We start from the raw sequence: 18,664 nt of genomic DNA, 5'->3' as shown, positions 1-18,664 counted from the left end.
GCGGGTTCAGCGCCGTGAAAACGAGGAATGGAGGGTGATTTTATTCTGCATTGCGGCATTGCGCCGTTCGCCATGCATTCAGGGGGTATCAAACAGGGCAAAAGCCAGGGAGGGCAGGGGTGGCCGGGGCGGATCGCCCCGGCGCGAAGACGTCAGGCCTGCGGCTTCTTGCGGGCGCGCAAAAGCTCGTCCAGCACCAGCAGCACGGCGCCACAACTGATGCCTACGTCCGCCAGGTTGAAGGCGGGAAAGTAGGACTCGTTCCAGTAGAACAGCAGGAAGTCCACCACGTGGCCATAGGCCACGCGGTCAATGACGTTGCCGACGGCGCCGCCCAGAATCAGCGTCAGCGCCAGGCTGAAGCGCGGTTGGCCATGTGTGCGCCGCAGGATGATCGTGATGACCACGGCCGCCACGATTCCCAAGCCCGTGAACAGCCAACGCTGCCAGCCTTCCTCGGACGCCAGGAAGCTGAACGCGGCCCCCCGGTTGTACATCAGCGTGAAGTCGAACACCGGCAACACGTTGACGCGCTCGCCATACTGGAACGAGGTGTTGAAGTACACCTTGGTCAGTTGGTCCAGCACGATGATCAGCAAGGCCAGCGCCAGCCAGCCTCCCACGCGCGCCGGGGCGGCGCGGGCGGGCGCCGTGCCCGTCACTCCCGAATCGGAGGGGCGGGCCATGTTCACGCCTTGTCGCGGGCTTCGCCCGAGCCGAACAGGTTGGACACGCAGCGGCCGCAGATTTCGGGATGGTCCGCGTCCTGGCCCACGTCAAGGCGCCAGTGCCAGCAGCGTTCGCACTTCTTGTGCGTCGACGGCGTGACCTCGATGCGGGTGTCGCCTTCGCCGGCATGCACGGTGGCGCGCGACACGATCAGCACGAAGCGCAGGTCGTCGCCCAGGCTGGCCAGCAATTGCTGATCGTCGCCGCTGGCGTAAAGATCCACTTCGGCTTGCAACGACGAACCGATGTCGCCCGCCGTCCGCACTTCTTCCAGCTTGCGCTGGACCTCGGCACGGATGGCGCGCAGGCGCGTCCACTTGGCCGACAGCGCATCAGCGTCGGCAAACGGCGGCAGCGCGTGATAGACCTCGGTGAAGATCGTCGTGCGGGCGGCGTCGGCTTGATGCTTCAACGCCGAGCCCACCAGTTCCTTCCAGGCTTCTTCGGCCGTGAAGGACAGGATCGGGGCCATCAGCTTGAGCAGCGTCTGCGTGATGTCCAGCAGCGCCGTCTGCGCCGAGCGGCGCGCCACGCTATTGGGCGCCGACGTGTACAGGCGGTCTTTCAGGATGTCCAGGTAGAAGGCGCCCAGGTCTTCCGAGCAGAACGTCTGCAAACGCGAGACCGCCGGGTGGAAGTCGTAGCGTTCGTAGTTGGCCTGCACTTCGGACTGCATCTGCGCCGTCATCGCCAGCGCGTAGCGGTCGATTTCGAACAGATCACCATACGGCACCGCTTGCGACACCGCGTCGAAGTCGGCCACGTTGGCCAGCAGGAAGCGCAGCGTGTTGCGGATGCGGCGGTAGCCTTCGACCACGCGCTTCAGGATCTCGTCCGAGATGGAAAGCTCGCCCGAATAGTCGGTGGAAGCAACCCACAAGCGCAGGATTTCGGCGCCCAGCGAGTCCGACACCTTTTGCGGCGCGATCACGTTGCCGACCGACTTGCTCATCTTGCGGCCCTGGCCGTCCACGACGAAGCCGTGCGTCAGCAGCGCCTTGTAGGGCGGTTGGCCGTACAGCATGCAGCCGGTCAGCAGCGACGAATGGAACCAGCCGCGATGCTGGTCCGAGCCTTCCAGGTACAGGTCGGCGGGCCAGCCGAGTTCAGCGCCGTGGGAACCGGCGAACTCGCCGTCCTTGCCGCCCAACACCGTTGCGTGCGTGCTGCCGGAATCGAACCACACGTCGAGCGTGTCGCGGTTCTTTTCGTATTGGTCGGCTTCATCGCCGAGCAGGTCGCGCGGTTCAATGGCTTGCCAGGCTTCGATGCCGTCTTTCTCCACGCGCCGCGCCACTTGTTCCAGCAGTTCAGACGTGCGCGGATGCAGCTCGCCGGTTTCCTTGTGTACGAAGAAGGCCATCGGCACGCCCCACTGACGCTGGCGCGACAGGGTCCAATCCGGGCGGTTGGCGATCATGGCGTGCAAGCGGGCACGGCCCCAGGCCGGGTAGAAGGCTGTGGCGTCGATGCCGGCCAAGGCCGATTCGCGCAGGGTCGGGCCGCCGTCTTTCGGGGCCACGTCCATGCCGGCGAACCACTGGCTGGTGGCGCGGTAGATGATTGGCGTCTTGTGGCGCCAGCAGTGCATGTAGCTGTGCTTGTGCTTTTCAACGTGCATCAGCGCGCCGGCTTCGGTCAGCGCTTCGACGATCTTGGGGTTGGCGTCCCAGATGGACAAGCCGCCGAACAGCGCCAGGCTGTCCACGTACTTGCCGTCGCCCATGACGGGGCTGATGAAATCGGTGTCTTGCATGCCGTGCGCCTTGCACGACACAAAGTCTTCAATGCCATAGGCCGGCGCCGAGTGCACCACGCCCGTGCCCGAGTCGGCCGTGACGTAGTCGCCCAGGTAGACGGGCGCGCGGCGGTCGTAGGCGCTGTTGAACTGCGCCAGCGGATGGCGGAATTCGATTCCGGACAGCACTTCGCCGGGTGCCGTGGCGATGATTTCGCCTTCCAGGTTCCACGACTTCAGGCAGGCTTCGACGCGGTCTTTCGCGACAAGCAGCAGCGGGCCGAACTTGGGCACGGGCGACACACGCACCAGCGCGTATTCGATTTCCGGATGCACGTTCAACGCCTGGTTGGACGGGATGGTCCAGGGCGTGGTGGTCCAGATGACGATGGCGCCATCGTCTACCGAGTCCAGCCCGAAGGCGGCGGCCAGCTTGGCGGGTTCGGCGAACGGGAAGGCGACGTCAACGGCGGGGTCGACGCGGTCGGCGTATTCGACTTCGGCTTCGGCCAAGGCGGAACCACAGTCAAAGCACCAGTTCACGGGCTTCAGGCCGCGGAACACATAGCCCTTGTCCAGGATGCGGCCCAGCGCGCGGATCTCGTCGGCTTCATTGCTGAAGTTCATGGTCATGTACGGGCGATCCCATTCGCCCAGCACACCCAGGCGCTTGAAATCCTTGCGCTGGCGGTCGATCTGCTCAAGCGCGTAGGCGCGAGCTTTCGACTGCACTTCCGCCACGGGCAGATGCTTGCCGAATTTCTTTTCGATCTGGATTTCGATCGGCATGCCGTGACAGTCCCAGCCCGGCACGTAATGCGCGTCATAGCCGGCCATGTTGCGGCTCTTGACGATGATGTCCTTCAGGATCTTGTTGACCGCGTGGCCGATGTGAATGTCGCCGTTGGCATAGGGCGGGCCGTCATGCAGCACGAAACGGGGCCGGCCGCGGCTGGCCGCACGGATCGCCTGATAGACGTGGTTTTCCTCCCATTGCGAAATCCAGGCGGGCTCGCGCTTGGCAAGGTCGCCCCGCATGGGGAAGGGGGTATCGGGCAGGTTGAGGGTCTTTTTATAGTCCATGAACGGCAAAATAAGCGCGCGCGTTTCGCGCGTCTTCGGCGATGGCGGCAGTCAGGGAAGGGAGGTCAGGAAATTTTTCTTCGTCCCGCAGCTTGTGCAGGAATTCGACGCGTACGAGTTTACCGTAAGCATTGATCGTGTCTTCGAGCAGGTGTGACTCAAGTAGCACTCGGCCGCGGTCTTCGACGGTCGGGCGTACCCCCAGGCTGGCCACGGCGGGCAGGGGCCGGTCGGCCAGCCCGTAGACCTGCACCACGTAAATGCCCGAGCGCGCGGCGCAGCGTTCGGCCACGCGCAGGTTCATGGTGGGGTAGCCCAGGGTGCGGCCCAGCTTCTGGCCGTGGATCACGTGGCCGCTGATATGGTAGGGATGGCCCAGCAGGTGACGGGCGCGGTCCAGGTCGCCCACGGCCAGCGCAGTGCGCACCTCGGAACTGGAAATGCGATGGCCCTGCTGGTCGGTCACGTCCGCCAGCGTCTGCACCTCGAAGCCGTGGTGCATGCCGGCTTCGCGCAGCAGATCGATGTCGCCGCTGCGCTTGTGGCCAAAGCGAAAGTCTTCACCCACCAGCAGCCATTTGGTTTGCAGGCCCTGCACCAGCAGGTTTTCGATGAACGCATTGGCCGACATTTCAGCCAGCCGGGCATTGAAGCGCTGCACCACCACCTGAGACACGCCATAGCGCGCCAGCGCCGACAGCTTGTCGCGCAAGCCCGACACTCGGGTGGGCGCCAATTCGGGGCGTTGGTTCAGCGTGGCGAAATACTCCCGGGGATGCGGCTCGAACGTCATCACGGAAGGGGTAAGACCGCGCTCGCGGGCGGCTTGGCAGACGCGAGCCAGCATGGCTTGATGCCCGCGATGGACGCCGTCGAAATTGCCGATCGTCAGCGCGCAAGGAGCGCGCCGGTCGGGCGGAGGCAGGGATCGGTAGATACGCAGCGATGGTTTCACGAGCGAGAGTTTACAATTTTGGATTACGGGTTTGTTCCAATCCCCCCAATCAGTTGTGCGCCAGCGGGTTTTCATGGCGCTTGAATGATGACGGACAAGCCCGCGGGCACACGCGAACCGCGTCCTTTCTGGGGCGCGTGGGGGCAATCTTTGGATTCTTTATCTTGCCGGACACACAACTTACCAAGCGCCGCCTTGTCATCCTGATCTCTGGACGAGGCAGCAACATGCAGGCGCTGGCCGAAGCCTGCCGCAACGAGGGCTGGCCGGCCGATATCGCCGCCGTCATCGCCAGCCGCCCGGACGCTGGCGGCCTGGAGTGGGCCGCCGCCCAAGGCATACCCACGGCAGCGCTTTACCACAAGGACTACCCCAGCCGCGAGGCTTTCGATGCTGCCCTGGCCGCCGAAATCGATCGCTATGCGCCTGATTACGTCATCCTGGCCGGTTTCATGCGTGTGCTGACGCCAGGCTTCGTCAACCATTACGCCGGCCGGCTGGTCAATATCCACCCGTCGCTGTTGCCGGCGTTCCCTGGCCTGCACACGCATGCCCAAGCTTTGGCGACAGGCGTGCGCGTGCACGGCTGCACCGTGCATTTCGTGACTCCGGTCCTGGACCACGGCCCCATCATTGCCCAGGGCTGTGTGCCGGTTCTGGCCGGGGATACGCCGGAACTGCTGGCCAACCGCGTGCTGGCCGTGGAGCATCAGGCTTTTCCGGCTGCCGTGCGCTGGTTGGCCGAAGGCCGGGTTACCCTGACAACCGACCACCGGGTGGACGTGCAGGGGGATCCCGCACGCCTTTTCACCTGGTCGCCGGCCGCCTGAGCGGCCCTGAATCGCTTTTATCGGGCGGAACTCCTCCGCCCCACTGGAACACACCATGACTAAACCCCAATCTCCGCGTTCTCGTCCGGCTGGCTCCCCGAGGGCAGCCTCCGAAGGGCGCGACGGTCGGTCCTTCTTTTCGCGTCCCAAGGGCGAAGCCCGCGAGGCGCCGGTGCGCGAACGCGCCGAACGGGGGCGTGAAGAGCGCCCCAGCCGCGATGCCGGTCGCCCGGCGCCCCGTCCGTCGTTCGACGCCCCGCGTGGCGAAGGCCGTGGCGAACGCGGCGGCTTCGGCGGCGACCGCCGCGAAGGCCAAGGCCAGGGCCGCCCGGCGCCGCGCCCGTCCTACGACGCCCCGCGCGGAGAAAGCCGTGGTGGTGAACGCGGTTCCTATGGCTCGGAGCGCCGCGAAGGCTCAGGCCGCCCGGATTCGCGTCCGTCATATGGCAATGCCCCGCGTGGCGACAGCCGTGGCGGTGAACGCGGTTCCTATGGTTCGGAGCGCCGTGAAGGTTCGGGTCGTCCGGATTCGCGCCCGTCATATGGCAATGCCCCGCGTGGCGACAGCCGTGGTGGTGAACGCGGTTCCTATGGCTCGGAGCGCCGTGAAGGCTCGGGCCGCCCGGATTCGCGTCCGTCCTACGGCAACGCCCCGCGCGGTGAAAACCGTGGCGGTGAGCGCGGTTCCTATGGCTCGGAGCGCCGTGAAGGCTCGGGCCGTCCGGATTCGCGCCCGTCGTATGGCAATGGCCCGCGCGGTGAAAACCGTGGCGGTGAGCGCGGTTCCTATGGCTCGGAGCGCCGTGAAGGCTCGGGCCGTCCGGATTCGCGCCCGTCGTATGGCAATGGCCCGCGTGGCGACAGCCGTGGCGGTGAACGCGGTTCCTATGGCTCGGAGCGCCGCGAAAGCCAGGGCCGTCCGGATTCGCGTCCGTCCTATGACGGCCCGCGTGGCGACGACCGTGGCGAACGCGGCCAATATGCCGGCCAGCGTGGTGGCGACGCCTATCAGGGCAGTCGCGAACAGGGCGCGCCAAAGCCGCAGTTCAATCGTCCCCGCCAGTCCTATGCGGCCATCCGCATCGATCAGGTCCAGCGCGTTCTGGGCGAAATACTTCAATGGACCTATCCGGCCGATGCGGCGCTGTCGCATTGGCTGCGTCACCACCCCAACCTGGGCGCGCGCGATCGCTCCGAGGTAGCCGAGGCCGTCTATGACGTGCTGCGCCACCTTCGCCGTTATCGCCAGTTCGGCGAAAGCGGCGTGGGTCCCGCATCGCGTCGCCTGGCCATCCTGGGCCTGAACGCGACGCTGGGTGCCGAGGCACTGGAAGAGGGCATGGATGCGGCCGAAGCCGAATGGCTCAAGCGCGTGTCGCAGATTGACCTGGCGACCTTGCCGCGCGCCATTCGCGGCAGCATTCCCGATTGGCTGGACGAGCGCCTGGCGCTGATGGACAGCCCGGACACCCTCGTCGAAGCGCTGAACCGTCAGGCCAGCCTGGATCTGCGCGTGAATCCCCTCAAGGTCGAACGCGACGCCATGCTGACCGAGCTGCAGCAAAGCGCCGGCCGCTACGAACCCGTCGCCATGCCGTATTCGCCGTGGGGCATCCGCATGGAAGGGCGCCCGGCGATCAACCGCTGGCCGCAATTTGAAAACGGCAGCATCGAAGTGCAGGACGAAGGCAGCCAGTTGCTGGCGCTGCTGGTCGCCCCGCGCCGTGGCGAAATGATCATCGATTTCTGCGCGGGTGCTGGCGGCAAGACGCTGCTGCTGGGCGCGCTGATGCGCTCTACCGGCCGCCTGTACGCCTTTGATGTCTCGGCTGCGCGCTTGGCGCGCGCCAAGCCCCGTTTCGCGCGTAGTGGCTTGTCGAACGTGGTGCCTGTCGTGATCGACAGCGAAAACGATTCCCGCGTGAAGCGCCTGGCCGGCAAGGCCCAGCGTGTGCTGGTCGATGCCCCGTGCAGCGGTATCGGCACCTTGCGCCGCAATCCCGACCTGAAGTGGCGTCAGCACCCCCAGGCGCTGGCCGAATTGGGGCAGTTGCAAGAGCGCATCCTGAACAGCGCCGCGCGTTGTGTGGCGCCGGGCGGACGCCTGGTCTATGCCACCTGCAGCCTGTTGGCGGAAGAAAACGAAGTGCAGGCCGAACGTTTCCTGGCCAGCCACCCCGATTTCGAACGCCTGGATGCCGCCGAAATCCTGGCCTCGCGTTGCGAAACGCTGAAGCTGGAAGGTCCATACCTGCAATTGCGCCCCGACGTGCATGGCACCGACGGCTTCTTCGCGGCGGTGTTCGAGCGCAAAAAGAAGGGCGCGGCAGCGGAGCCGGCGGCGGCAGCCGTAGCGGTTGACGCTGACCTGTCGGAAGACGGCAGCCAGGAAGTGCTGGCGGAAAGCGGGGTCGAGGCCATGTCGGTCGAAGCCGAGGCGGCTGAGGGTAAACCGGTGACGGAACCCATGGCTGATGCCGAGGCTGGCACCGAGGTAGACACCGGGGCTGACACCGAGGCACCGGGCAAGCCGGCCTGACCCCCTGTGCGGCGCGCGCGGGCTATTTGGCCGGCGTGACGCCCACCGTGGCGCTGTAACGACGGGTGCCCAAGGTCTTGTTCTGGTATTTCACCTGCCAGGCCAGGGTATCCGAGCCTGGCTGGTCGGCGATATAGACCACCTGGGACACCGCCACGGACTTATAGGCGCAGCGGCCAGAATCGCTGGATTGCCCCCGAGTCTGCACGATGCTGGCCTTGCCCAGACGCGGTTTTTCCGTGATCACCACGTAAGGTGCCCGCAGCGCCAGGCAGTCCGACCCTCGAATTTCGTAGTACGACGCCAACACTGCCACGTCTCCCGACTTCATTGCCTGGGCGGACACGGGGGCGTGTAGCGCCAGCGCAAGGAAGGCAAGGGCCGAAAACAATAAGGGACGGGTTTTTGTCAGCAGCATCAGTGGGGCAAATGAGACAGTTCGTCGGCATTTTAGGGGTGATATTTTGCCCGGTGCGTATATCTTGGGAAAAACAGTCGGGGAGACAGCCCCATGTATTCCCCTAACGCCTTTGCTGACAGGAACTTTAATTGCTGGATGTGGCCAAAACCTGGTGTCTTTGCGAATACCCCCCAATACCAGGGGTAGCTGGCCCAAAGCGCCGCATGCCCGCAAGGCTCGCCTCGCGATCTGCCCGAAGTGATCGCGAGAGTGTCTTTTTTTGCTCTAAAAGCAGGGCTTAGTCCTTGATTTCGCTCAAAAACTATTTTGAAACTACCTTGTCATAAGACGGCAAAGGTAAGCTAAACTTCAGGCACTTAACAAGCGAGGCTCATAACAGCTTTATGGATTACATCCTCTCCTTCATTGCCGGCGGTCTGACCCAAGCCACTTGGTGGCAGATTGTCGTTTTCACCTTGGTCGTGACGCACATCACGATTGTTGCGGTCACCGTCTTCCTCCATCGCAGCCAAGCGCACCGTGGCCTGGATCTCCATCCAGCCGTCATGCATTTCTTCCGCTTCTGGCTCTGGATGACGACCGGCATGGTCACCAAGGAATGGGTCGCCATTCACCGCAAGCATCACGCCAAGTGCGAAAAGGAAGGCGATCCTCACTCGCCCATGCTGTTCGGCATCTGGAAGGTGCTGTTCCGCGGCGCGGAACTGTACCGTGAAGAATCGAACAACAAGGAAACCATGGCCAAGTTCGGCCACGGTACGCCTGACGACTGGCTCGAACGCAACGTCTACAGCAAGCACAGCTTGTGGGGCGTCTTGTCCATGCTTGCCATTGACGTCGCCCTGTTCGGCGCTGTCGGTGTCACGGTGTGGGCGGTTCAGATGGCCTGGATTCCCTTCTGGGCAGCCGGCGTCGTCAACGGTATCGGCCACTATTGGGGCTACCGCAACTACAACAGCCCGGACACCAGCACCAACGTGTTCCCCTGGGGCATCGTGATTGGCGGCGAAGAGCTGCACAACAACCACCACGCCCACGGCACGTCGGCCAAGTTCTCGGCCAAGTGGTACGAATTCGACATCGGCTGGGCCTATATCAACATCCTGAAGTTCTTTGGCCTGGCCAAGATCAAGAAGGTTGCGCCCAAGCTGAAGCTGGACGATACCCGCACGGGCATTGATCTGCGCACGCTGCAAGGCGTGATCACGCACCGCTACGAAGTCATGGCCCGCTACGCGGACGTGATCAAGAGCGCCGCTCGTGAAGAAATGAACAAGTTGAAGGCCTCGCGTCAGGAAGGCAACGCGGATTGCGGCTATACCAAGCTGCGTCAGGTGCGTAGTGCCCTCCACCGCAACGAGGACATCCTCCAGCCGGAAACCCTGGCTGCCGTGGACAGCGCCATTGCCCAGAACAAGTCGCTGTCGACGCTGGTGCAAATGCGTCGTGAACTCGGCCGCATCTGGGAAAGCTCCAGCGCCAGCAGCGAACAGCTTCTTCATGACCTGCAGGCCTGGTGCCAGCGCGCCCAGCAAAGCGGCATCGCCGGGCTCGAGCAATTTGCTCAACATCTGCGCCGCTACGCGGCATGATGCTAGAGAAGCTCAACCCTGAACAACGCGCCGCAGTAACGTTAGAACCGCAGCACGCCCTGGTCTTGGCCGGGGCGGGCAGCGGGAAGACCCGGGTACTCACTACCCGCATGGCCTGGCTGATTCAAACCGGCCAGGCCTCGCCTTTTGGGCTGCTGGCAGTCACGTTCACCAATAAGGCTGCCCGCGAAATGCTGGCGCGTATGTCGGCGATTCTGCCGATCGATACGCGCGGCTTGTGGATCGGCACGTTTCACGGCCTGTGCAACCGCATGCTGCGCGCGCATCACCGTGATGCCGGCTTGCCGCAAAGCTTCCAGATCCTGGATGTCACCGATCAGCTTGCCGCCATCAAGCGCCTGATGAAGGCCAATGGCGTCGACGACGAAAAGTACCCGCCGCGTGACGTGCAGCGCTTCATCAACGGCGCCAAGGAAGAAGGCCTTCGTCCGCAAGACGTCGAGGCCTACGATGCCCATCGGCGCCGCCTGATCGAGATCTATCAGCTTTACGAAGCCCAGTGCCAGCGCGAAGGCGTGGTCGACTTCGCCGAACTGCTGCTGCGCGCTTATGAACTGCTGTCGCGCAATGCGCCGGTGCGCGAGCATTACCAGCGCCGCTTTCGCCACATTCTGGTGGACGAGTTCCAGGACACCAACACGCTGCAATACAAGTGGCTGCGCCTGCTGGCCGGTGGCGGCGCGGCCATGTTCGCCGTGGGCGACGATGACCAGTCCATCTACGCTTTTCGCGGTGCGAACGTCGGCAACATGTCCGACTTTGAGCGCGATTACGCGCATGGCACCGTGATCCGCCTGGAACAGAACTACCGTTCGTTCGGCCACATCCTGGATTCGGCCAACGCGCTGATCGGCCACAACAGCGGCCGCCTGGGCAAGAACCTGTGGACGGACCAGGGCGAAGGCGAGCCGGTGCGCGTCATCGAACAGCCTTCCGACGGCATGGAAGCCCAATGGATCGTGGACGAAATCCGTTCGCTCATCCATGACGGCAGCCTGCGCCGCGAGATCGCCGTGCTGTACCGCAGCAACGCGCAATCGCGCGTGATCGAGCACGCCATCTTCTCGGCCGGCATTCCGTACAAGGTGTATGGCGGCCTGCGCTTCTTCGAACGTCAGGAAATCAAGCACGCGCTGGCGTATCTGCGCCTGATGGCCAACCCGCACGACGATACCTCGTGGATGCGGGTCGTCAATTTCCCGACGCGCGGCATCGGCGCGCGCACGCTGGAACAACTGGCCGACGCGGCCCGCGCGCACGACACCAGCCTGTACGGCGCGGTGGCGTTGGTGGGCGGCAAGGGCGGGTCGAACCTGGCCCAGTTTGCCCAACTGATCCATCGCCTGATCGAAGAAACGCGCGACCTTCCGTTGCCGGAAATGGTTGAGCACATGCTCGAGGCCAGCGGCCTGAACGCCCATTACAAGGCGGAACGCGAAGGCGCCGAGCGGCTCGAAAACTTGAACGAACTGATCACGGCGGCTGCCGTGTTCGCGTCGGAAGAAAACTACGACGGCATGCCCGCCGGTGTGGTGCCCGAGCAGGCCACCTCGTCGACGCTGATGCCCGGCGTGGTCGACGCGCCCATCGTGGCCTCCGACGGCTTGACTCCGCTGGCGGGCTTTCTGTCGCACGCCGCGCTGGAAGCCGGCGACAACCAGGCCCAACAAGGCCAGGACGCCGTCCAGCTCATGACGGTGCATGCCGCCAAGGGCCTGGAGTTTGACGCGGTCTTCATCACCGGCCTGGAAGAGGGGCTGTTTCCGCACGAGAACAGCATCCTGGAGCAGTCCGGGTTGGAAGAAGAGCGCCGCCTGATGTATGTGGCGATCACGCGCGCTCGGCAGCGTCTGTACATCAGCCTGGCCCAAAGCCGGATGCTGCATGGCCAGACGCGCTACGCCATGCGCTCGCGCTTTTTGGACGAGATTCCCGAAGAGCACCTGAAGTGGTTGTCTCCCAAGGCCGGTCTGGCACCGATCAGCAGCACGGGCGCGGGTTGGGGCGGCGGCAACCGTGGCGACGCATTTGGCCGCAAGGCCACCAATACCATTGCGCCGCGTCAACCCCGTGGCATTGCAAGCGGTGTCACGGTGGGCGACAAGCAGTATCGTGTGGGTCAGGGCGTGCATCACGCGCGGTTTGGCGATGGCACGATTATTGGCTTGAGCGGGGCCGGTCAGGACGCCCAGGCAGAAATTCAGTTTCGCGATGTGGGCGCCAAGACTTTGGCGCTGGGCATTGCGAAGCTTGATATTGTTCAGGGTTAAACATGGCCACGAATGAGTCCCCAAAAGCCGAGCTGGCGTCGCTGCGTGCCGAGATCGATGAAATCGATCAGCAAATCATGCTGCTGCTTGGCGTGCGCTTCCGCTGCACGGACATGCTTGGCGAATTGAAGACCAATCACGGTATGGACCTGGTGGACCCTGTCAGGGAATCCCAGCAGGTCGAGCGCATCCGCCGTTTGGCCGAAGAAGCGGGCGTGCCGCCCGCCTTGGCCGAAACCATCCTGCGTGAAGTGATCGACACCGTGGTCGATAACCACACCCGCCTGCGCGAGCGCCCGTACTCGTAAACGGATTAGCGGGGGGCCTGTTGGCCCCCCGCTTTTTATTGCGTCAGGCTTCGCTTTGGTCGATTTCTTCCAGGGAACCCTGGATCTCCAGCCACTGCTCTTCGAGCTCGTCCATGCGCTTGCCGTGTTCACCGTGCTCGGCCATGACCTTCTGGCGTTCCGCGCGGCGCGCATCGGAATACAGGTCCGCGTCGGCGATGATGGCGTCTAGCGCGTGCAGCTTGGTGCGCAGTTTTTCCATCTCGGCCTCGACCTTGGCCAGCTTCGATTCCAGCGGTTTGCGCAGCGCCGACAGGCGTTGACGCTGTTCGGCCTCGGCCCGGCGTTGCGCCTTGCGGTCCACGACGGGTTCGCTGCCTTCGGCGCTTTCTCGCGCGGCCTCCGCCCGTTCGCCGGCATTGCGGGCAGCCAGCCAATCCCGATAGTCTTCAAGGTCGCCGTCGAACTCGCGTACCGCGCCGTCCGCCACGATCCAGAAGCTGTCCACGGTGGTGCGCAGCAGGTGTCGGTCGTGCGACACCAGCAGCATGCTGCCGCCGAAGTCGGCCAGCGCGGCGGCCAGGGCCTCGCGGGTTTCCACATCCAAGTGGTTGCTGGGTTCATCCAGCAGCAACAGGTTGGGCTTTTGCCAGACGATCAGGGACAGCGCCAGGCGCGCTTTTTCGCCGCCGGACATCGGGCCGACCTTACTGGTGACGGTGTCGCCGGAAAAGCCGAAACCGCCCAGGTAGTTGCGCAGTTCCTGTTCGCGGGTCTCCGGCGCCAGGCGCGCCAAGTGTGCGATAGGCGTGCTGTCCACGTCCAGCATGTCCAGCTGATGCTGGTGAAAGTAGCCGATGGCCAAGCCGCGCGAGGCGCGGCGTTCGCCGGCTTGCACGGGAATTTCTTCCGCCAGGGTCTTGATCAGCGTGCTCTTGCCCGCGCCATTGGCGCCCAGCACCCCCACACGGCTGCCCGCGCGCACCATCAGCGTGACGTCGCGCAAAATGGGAATGGCATTGCCGTCCGCGTCCGTATAGCCGGCGGACAGGTGCTCCAGCGTCAGCAGCGGGTCGGGCACCTGGTCAGGCGAGGGGATGCGGATGTCGATGCCCGCTTCCGCATGCAGCGGCGCCAGCACCTGCATGCGCGCCAGCGCCTTGACCCGGCTTTGCGCCTGCTTGGCCTTGGATGCTTTGGCTTTGAAGCGGTCGATGAAACCTTGCAGGCGCGCGGTTTCGCGGGTCTGGCGTTCGTAGGCAATGTTGGTCTGGCGCAGGCGCTCGGCGCGTTGCGTCAGGAAATCACCATAACCACCGCGATAGCGCACCAGCTTGGCGTGGTCAAAATGCAGGATGGACTTGGCCACCGCGTCCAGGAACTCGGTGTCGTGGGAGATCAGCATGACGGTGCCCGGATAGGCGCCCAGCCATTTCTCCAGCCACAGCATTGCGTCCAGATCCAGGTGGTTGGTGGGTTCGTCCAGCAGCAGCAGTTCGGACGGCGCCATCAGCGCGCTGGCCAAGGCCAGGCGCATGCGCCAGCCGCCGGAAAAACTCTCGACCGGCAGCATCCATTCGCTGGGCTTGAAGCCCAGCCCGGCCAGCAACTGCTCGGCACGCGATGCGGCGCTCCAGGCGCCGGCTTCGATCAACGCGGCTTCCACTTCGGCGATCTGCGTGCCTTGGTCGTCCGTGAGCTCGGCGCGGCGCGCCTGCAATTCGCGCAGCTGCGTGTCGCCGTCAATGACGAATTCGCGGGCAGGGCGGTCGTCGGCGTCCAGTTCCTGCTTGACGCTGGCGATACGCCATCCCGCGGGCAGGTTCACTGTGCCGGCGTCCAGATCCAGCGCGCCGGTCAGCAGCGCGAACAGCGACGACTTGCCTGCGCCGTTCTTGCCGACGATGCCAACGCGCTCGCCCGGGTGCACGACAAATTCAGCGCTATCCAACAGCACTTTCGTGCCACGGCGCAGGGTCAATCCAGTAGCGCGTATCACAGGCTGAGTTGCTCTCGGGTAAGCAGCAGAAGCTGGTCCGACGCTTCTTCCGTATCCAGCCAGACGGGCGACAACTGCGGGAAGGCGGCTTCAAAGAAGTCGCGCTCGTGGCCTATCTCCAGCACGATCACGCCGTCGGGCGTGAGGTACTGGGGGGCCGCCGCCAGAATGCGCCGCACGAGGTCCATGCCGTCTTCGCCACCGGCCAGCGCCAGATGCGGTTCATGGCGGTATTCCTGCGGCAGCACATCCATGGAGCCGCTGTTCACATAAGGCGGATTGCAGATGATGACGTCGTACTGGCGTGCGGGCAGGGCGTCGAACAGATTGCTTTCGTGCAGGTCCAGCCGGTCTTGCAGGCCGTAGTCGTCCACATTGCGGCGGGCCACTTGCAGCGCGTCGGCGGACACGTCCACCGCATCCACATGGGCGTAGGGGAAGGCCATGGCCGACAGGATGGCCAGGCAGCCCGAACCGGTACACATGTCCAGCACGTTTTCCACGGCGGTCGCGTCCTGTACCCAGGGTGAAATCCCCTGGTCCAGCAGTTCGGCGATGGGCGAGCGCGGCACGATGACGCGCTTGTCCACGTAGAAGCGGTGACCGCGCAGCCAGGCCTCGTTGGTGAGGTAGGCGGCGGGCACGCGCTCGGTAACGCGCCGTTCCAGCAGGTCCAGCACGCGGTCACGTTCTTCACGGACCACGCGCGCATCCAGGAACGGTTCCAGCGTGTCCAGCGGCAGATGCAGGGCGTGCAGCGTCAGGTAGACCGCCTCGTCCCAGGCGTTGTCGCTGCCGTGCCCCAGCGCCACCTGGGCGCTGTTCAGGCGCGATACCCCGTAACGGATGAGGTCGCGCAGGGTCAGCAATTCTTGGCGGGCGGATTGATACATAACAGGCCTTGTATTCCCCGTTCAGTGTGCCGAATCGGGGAAAAAACACCCCCCTCTGAAGGGGGGCAGAGCGTCCGCGTAGCGGCGTTTTACTTTGGTAAGAGCAGGTTTTCCAGCGTGCGGCGATAGATGTTCTTCAGCGGCTCCAGCGAGGCCACTTCGATGCGTTCATTCACCTTGTGGATCGTGGCGTTGCCGGGACCAAACTCAATCACCTGCGGGCAGATCTTGGCGATGAAGCGGCCGTCGGACGTGCCACCAGTGGTGGACAATTCGGCGGTGACGCCAGTTTCAGCATGAATGGCTTGAACCAGTGCCTCGCTCAACGAACCGCGCGGGGTCAGGAACGGTTCGCCGCCCAAATCCCAGTCCAGTTCATATTCCAGGCCGTGCTTGTCCAGCACCGCATGCACGCGCGCCTTCAGGCTTTCCGGCGTGCTGGCCGTCGAGAAGCGGAAGTTGAACAGCGCCACGGCTTCGCCCGGCACTACGTTGGTAGCACCCGTGCCCGAATTCAGGTTCGACACCTGGAACGTCGTGGGCGGAAAGTACTCGTTGCCCTGGTCCCATTCGATGCTGACGATCTCGGCCAGCGCTGGCGCCAACTGATGCACCGGGTTGCGTGCCAGGTGTGGGTACGCCACGTGGCCCTGGATGCCCTTTACCGTTAATTTGCCCGACAAGGAGCCACGGCGGCCATTCTTGCAGGTGTCGCCCAGCACGTCGCCGGAAGTCGGCTCGCCCACGATGCAGTAATCCAGCTTTTCGCCGCGCGCCTTCAGGGCGTCGCAAACGATGGCGGTACCGTCGATGGACGGGCCTTCTTCGTCCGACGTGATCAACAGCGCGATCGAACCGCCATGCTGGGGGTGGGCCGCCACGAATTCCTCGGCCGCCACCACGAAGGCGGCGATCGAGCTTTTCATGTCGGCTGCCCCACGGCCGTACAGCCAGCCGTCGCGTTCGGTGGGCACGAACGGGTCGCTATCCCACTTTTCGCGCGGACCCGGAGGCACCACATCCGTGTGACCGGCGAACACGGTCAACGGCGCGGCGCTGCCGCGCCGGGCCCACAGGTTGGTGACACCGCCTTGTGCGATGGTCTCGCACGTAAAGCCGATGCGCTCCAGCCGGGCGGCAAGCGCCGCCTGGCAATCTTCATCCGCCGGTGTGACCGACGGACGGGCGATCAGGTCCTTGACCAGATCCAGTACGGCAGACGTGCTCATTACGCCCTCAGCAGATCATTGATGCTGGTCTTGGCGCGCGTTTGTGCATCGACACGCTTGACGATGACGGCGCAAGCCAGGCTGTGCGAGCCATCAGCCGACGGCAGCGATCCCGGCACCACGACCGAACCCGAGGGCACGCGGCCGTACGTGATCTTGCCCGTGGCGCGGTCAAAGATCTTGGTGCTTTGCGACAGGAACACACCCATGGCCAGCACCGAGTTTTCTTCCACGACCACGCCTTCAACGACTTCCGAGCGGGCGCCGATGAAGCAGTTGTCTTCGATGATGGTGGGATTGGCTTGCAGCGGTTCCAGCACGCCGCCGATGCCCACGCCGCCCGACAGGTGGACGTTCTTGCCGATCTGGGCGCACGAACCGACGGTAGCCCAGGTGTCGACCATGGTGCCTTCGTCGACGTAGGCGCCGATGTTCACGTAGGACGGCATCAGCACCACGTTGCGGCCGATGAAGGCGCCACGGCGGGCGACGGCGGGCGGCACCACGCGGTAGCCGCCTTGCTTGAAGGCGTTGTCGCCGTATTCCGAGAACTTGAGCGGCACCTTGTCGTAGAACTGCAGCGGGGCCTGGCCCATGATGGCGTTGTCGCTCAGGCGGAACGACAGCAGCACGGCCTTCTTGATCCACTGGTGCACAACCCAGTCGTCGTTGATTTTTTCAGCCACGCGCAGGCGGCCCAGATCCAGTCCGTCGATGGTGTGTTCCACCGCTTCGCGCACCTCGGCGCTGGCGTCGGCGGGCGTCAGGTTGGCCCGGTCGTCCCAGGCTTTTTCGATGGTGGTCTGCAGGTCGAGAGTCATAGCGGCTCAGCTTTTAAAGGTTGATCAAACAGAAGTGTGTACAAAATGGGCGATGCGCTCGGCTGCCTGCACGCAGTCAGCCAAGGGCGCCACCAACGCAATACGAATGCGGCCCTGGCCGGGATTCACGCCATGTGCCTCCCGCGCCAGAAAGCTGCCCGGCAGAACGGTAACACCCGTGCGGCCGTAAAGGTCGCGCGCGAACGCCGTATCCGAGCCCGGTGTGGCCGCCCACAGGTAGAAAGAGGCCTGGGGCCGTGACACATCCAGCACGTTTTCCAGAATGGGCACGACCGCGTCGAACTTTTCACGGTACAGGCGCCGGTTGTCTTTCACGTGCGCCTCGTCCGTCCAGGCGGCGATACTGGCGGCGGACACCAGCGGGCTCATGGCACTGCCATGATACGTGCGATACAGCAGGAAGCGGCCGATAAGCGCGGCGTCACCCGCCACGAAGCCGGAACGCAGGCCCGGCACGTTGGACCGCTTGGACAGGCTGGAAAAGCACACCAGGTTGCGGTAGTCGTCCCGGCCCAGGCGGCGAGCCGCCTGCAGGCCGCCCAGCGGGGCGTCACCTTCGTCCAGGTAGATCTCGGAATAGCACTCGTCCGATGCGATGACGAAACCGTGGCGGTCAGACAGCTTGAACAGCGTTTCCCATTCGTCGAGCGACATGACGTTGCCGGCCGGGTTGCCCGGCGAGCACACGAACACCAGCCGCGTCTTCTTCCAGACGGCGTCGGGCACCTGGTTCCAGTCGCTGGCGAAGTTGCGCAGCGGGTCGGCATTGACGAAGTAGGGCGTGGCGCCGGCCAGCAGGGTGGCGCCTTCGTAGATCTGGTAGAACGGGTTGGGGCAGATCACCACCGAACCGGCCGACGGGTCGATCACAGTCTGGGTGAAGGCGAACAGCGCTTCGCGCGAACCCAGCGCTGGCAGCACCTGGGTGTCGGCGTCGGGTGCGGGAATGCTGTAGCGGCGCGCCAACCAGGCGGATATCGCCTGGCGCAGCGCCGGGTCGCCCTTGGTCGACGGGTAGACCGACAAGCCGTCCATATGGTTGCGGATCGCCTCCGCCACGCGCTCGGGCGCGGCGTGCTTGGGCTCGCCAATCGACAAATTGATGGGCGTCAGGCCGTTCGGCTGCGAGCTGGCAGAGGCCAGCAACGCGCGCAATTTTTCGAACGGGTAGGGGTGTAAAGCATCAAGGCGCGGATTCATGACGCAAGATTTTAACAAGCAAGCTACAATAGCGGG

Annotated in this window: 14 protein-coding genes; 5 read left to right on the top strand and 9 right to left on the bottom strand. The window is 64.3% G+C overall.

Annotated elements, in window-relative coordinates; genetic code table 11:
- Nucleotides 1–152: 152 nt before the first annotated feature.
- Genes lspA through P8T11_RS08790 form a run of 3 tightly spaced genes read right to left on the bottom strand, consistent with a single transcriptional unit; the run spans nucleotide 153 to nucleotide 4,505 of the window.
- A complete protein-coding gene (gene lspA / locus P8T11_RS08800) occupies nucleotides 153–686 on the bottom strand; it encodes a signal peptidase II (protein WP_259246274.1) in 534 nt (177 codons plus the stop codon).
- Between the two features lie 2 nt (nucleotides 687–688).
- Entirely contained in the window at nucleotides 689–3,550 is a 2,862-nt protein-coding gene (gene ileS, locus P8T11_RS08795; protein ID WP_268082285.1) for an isoleucine--tRNA ligase, read from the bottom strand.
- Nucleotides 3,540–4,505 carry a bifunctional riboflavin kinase/FAD synthetase gene (locus tag P8T11_RS08790; RefSeq protein WP_268077318.1) on the bottom strand — a complete coding sequence of 322 codons (966 nt, stop codon included), beginning with the start codon at nucleotides 4,503–4,505 and terminating at the stop codon, nucleotides 3,540–3,542. The genes ileS and P8T11_RS08790 overlap by 11 nt, the downstream gene beginning before the upstream one ends.
- Before the next feature lie 164 nt (nucleotides 4,506–4,669).
- On the opposite strand from P8T11_RS08790, the gene purN reads away from it, so the two are divergent.
- Nucleotides 4,670–5,335, top strand: coding sequence for a phosphoribosylglycinamide formyltransferase (gene purN, locus P8T11_RS08785; protein ID WP_268077319.1), 666 nt, complete (start codon nucleotides 4,670–4,672; stop codon nucleotides 5,333–5,335).
- A 1,081-nt stretch (nucleotides 5,336–6,416) separates the two neighbouring features.
- Nucleotides 6,417–7,874: an RsmB/NOP family class I SAM-dependent RNA methyltransferase gene (locus P8T11_RS29135; protein ID WP_326494533.1), complete on the top strand. Its 1,458-nt coding sequence runs from the start codon at nucleotides 6,417–6,419 to the stop codon at nucleotides 7,872–7,874.
- A 22-nt stretch (nucleotides 7,875–7,896) separates the two neighbouring features.
- Here the strand turns inward: P8T11_RS29135 and P8T11_RS08775 are convergent, their stop codons facing one another.
- Nucleotides 7,897–8,292, bottom strand: coding sequence for a hypothetical protein (locus tag P8T11_RS08775; protein WP_268077321.1), 396 nt, complete (start codon nucleotides 8,290–8,292; stop codon nucleotides 7,897–7,899).
- Between the two features lie 386 nt (nucleotides 8,293–8,678).
- Here P8T11_RS08775 and P8T11_RS08770 point away from each other — a divergent pair, with 386 nt between their 5' ends.
- Genes P8T11_RS08770 through P8T11_RS08760 form a run of 3 tightly spaced genes read left to right on the top strand, consistent with a single transcriptional unit; the run spans nucleotide 8,679 to nucleotide 12,486 of the window.
- A complete protein-coding gene (locus P8T11_RS08770) occupies nucleotides 8,679–9,887 on the top strand; it encodes a DesA family fatty acid desaturase (protein ID WP_050445253.1) in 1,209 nt (402 codons plus the stop codon).
- Nucleotides 9,884–12,178: a UvrD-helicase domain-containing protein gene (locus P8T11_RS08765; RefSeq protein ID WP_268077322.1), complete on the top strand. Its 2,295-nt coding sequence runs from the start codon at nucleotides 9,884–9,886 to the stop codon at nucleotides 12,176–12,178. Before P8T11_RS08770 ends, P8T11_RS08765 begins: the two co-directional genes overlap by 4 nt.
- A gap of 2 nt (nucleotides 12,179–12,180) precedes the next feature.
- Nucleotides 12,181–12,486, top strand: a complete 306-nt coding sequence (locus P8T11_RS08760) for a chorismate mutase (RefSeq protein WP_259246280.1) — start codon at nucleotides 12,181–12,183, stop codon at nucleotides 12,484–12,486.
- Nucleotides 12,487–12,529: 43 nt separating this feature from the next.
- Here P8T11_RS08760 and P8T11_RS08755 read toward each other — a convergent pair whose 3' ends face one another.
- The 5 genes from P8T11_RS08755 to dapC all read right to left on the bottom strand — a co-directional run bounded on the left by P8T11_RS08755 (nucleotide 12,530) and on the right by dapC (nucleotide 18,628).
- Nucleotides 12,530–14,464, bottom strand: coding sequence for an ABC-F family ATP-binding cassette domain-containing protein (locus tag P8T11_RS08755; RefSeq protein ID WP_268077323.1), 1,935 nt, complete (start codon nucleotides 14,462–14,464; stop codon nucleotides 12,530–12,532).
- Complete coding sequence (gene prmB / locus P8T11_RS08750; protein WP_268077324.1) at nucleotides 14,461–15,357, bottom strand: 50S ribosomal protein L3 N(5)-glutamine methyltransferase; 897 nt, start codon at nucleotides 15,355–15,357, stop codon at nucleotides 14,461–14,463. The genes P8T11_RS08755 and prmB overlap by 4 nt, the downstream gene beginning before the upstream one ends.
- A gap of 89 nt (nucleotides 15,358–15,446) precedes the next feature.
- Nucleotides 15,447–16,586, bottom strand: coding sequence for a succinyl-diaminopimelate desuccinylase (gene dapE, locus P8T11_RS08745; RefSeq protein WP_268077325.1), 1,140 nt, complete (start codon nucleotides 16,584–16,586; stop codon nucleotides 15,447–15,449).
- Nucleotides 16,586–17,407: a 2,3,4,5-tetrahydropyridine-2,6-dicarboxylate N-succinyltransferase gene (gene dapD / locus P8T11_RS08740; RefSeq protein WP_268077326.1), complete on the bottom strand. Its 822-nt coding sequence runs from the start codon at nucleotides 17,405–17,407 to the stop codon at nucleotides 16,586–16,588. The genes dapE and dapD overlap by 1 nt, the downstream gene beginning before the upstream one ends.
- A gap of 24 nt (nucleotides 17,408–17,431) precedes the next feature.
- Complete coding sequence (dapC, locus tag P8T11_RS08735; RefSeq protein WP_268077327.1) at nucleotides 17,432–18,628, bottom strand: succinyldiaminopimelate transaminase; 1,197 nt, start codon at nucleotides 18,626–18,628, stop codon at nucleotides 17,432–17,434.
- Nucleotides 18,629–18,664 lie beyond the last annotated feature (36 nt).

This window comes from Achromobacter spanius (assembly GCF_029637605.1).
Lineage (GTDB): Bacteria > Pseudomonadota > Gammaproteobacteria > Burkholderiales > Burkholderiaceae_B > Achromobacter > Achromobacter spanius_E.
This window is presented reverse-complemented; position numbering and strand designations above follow the sequence as displayed.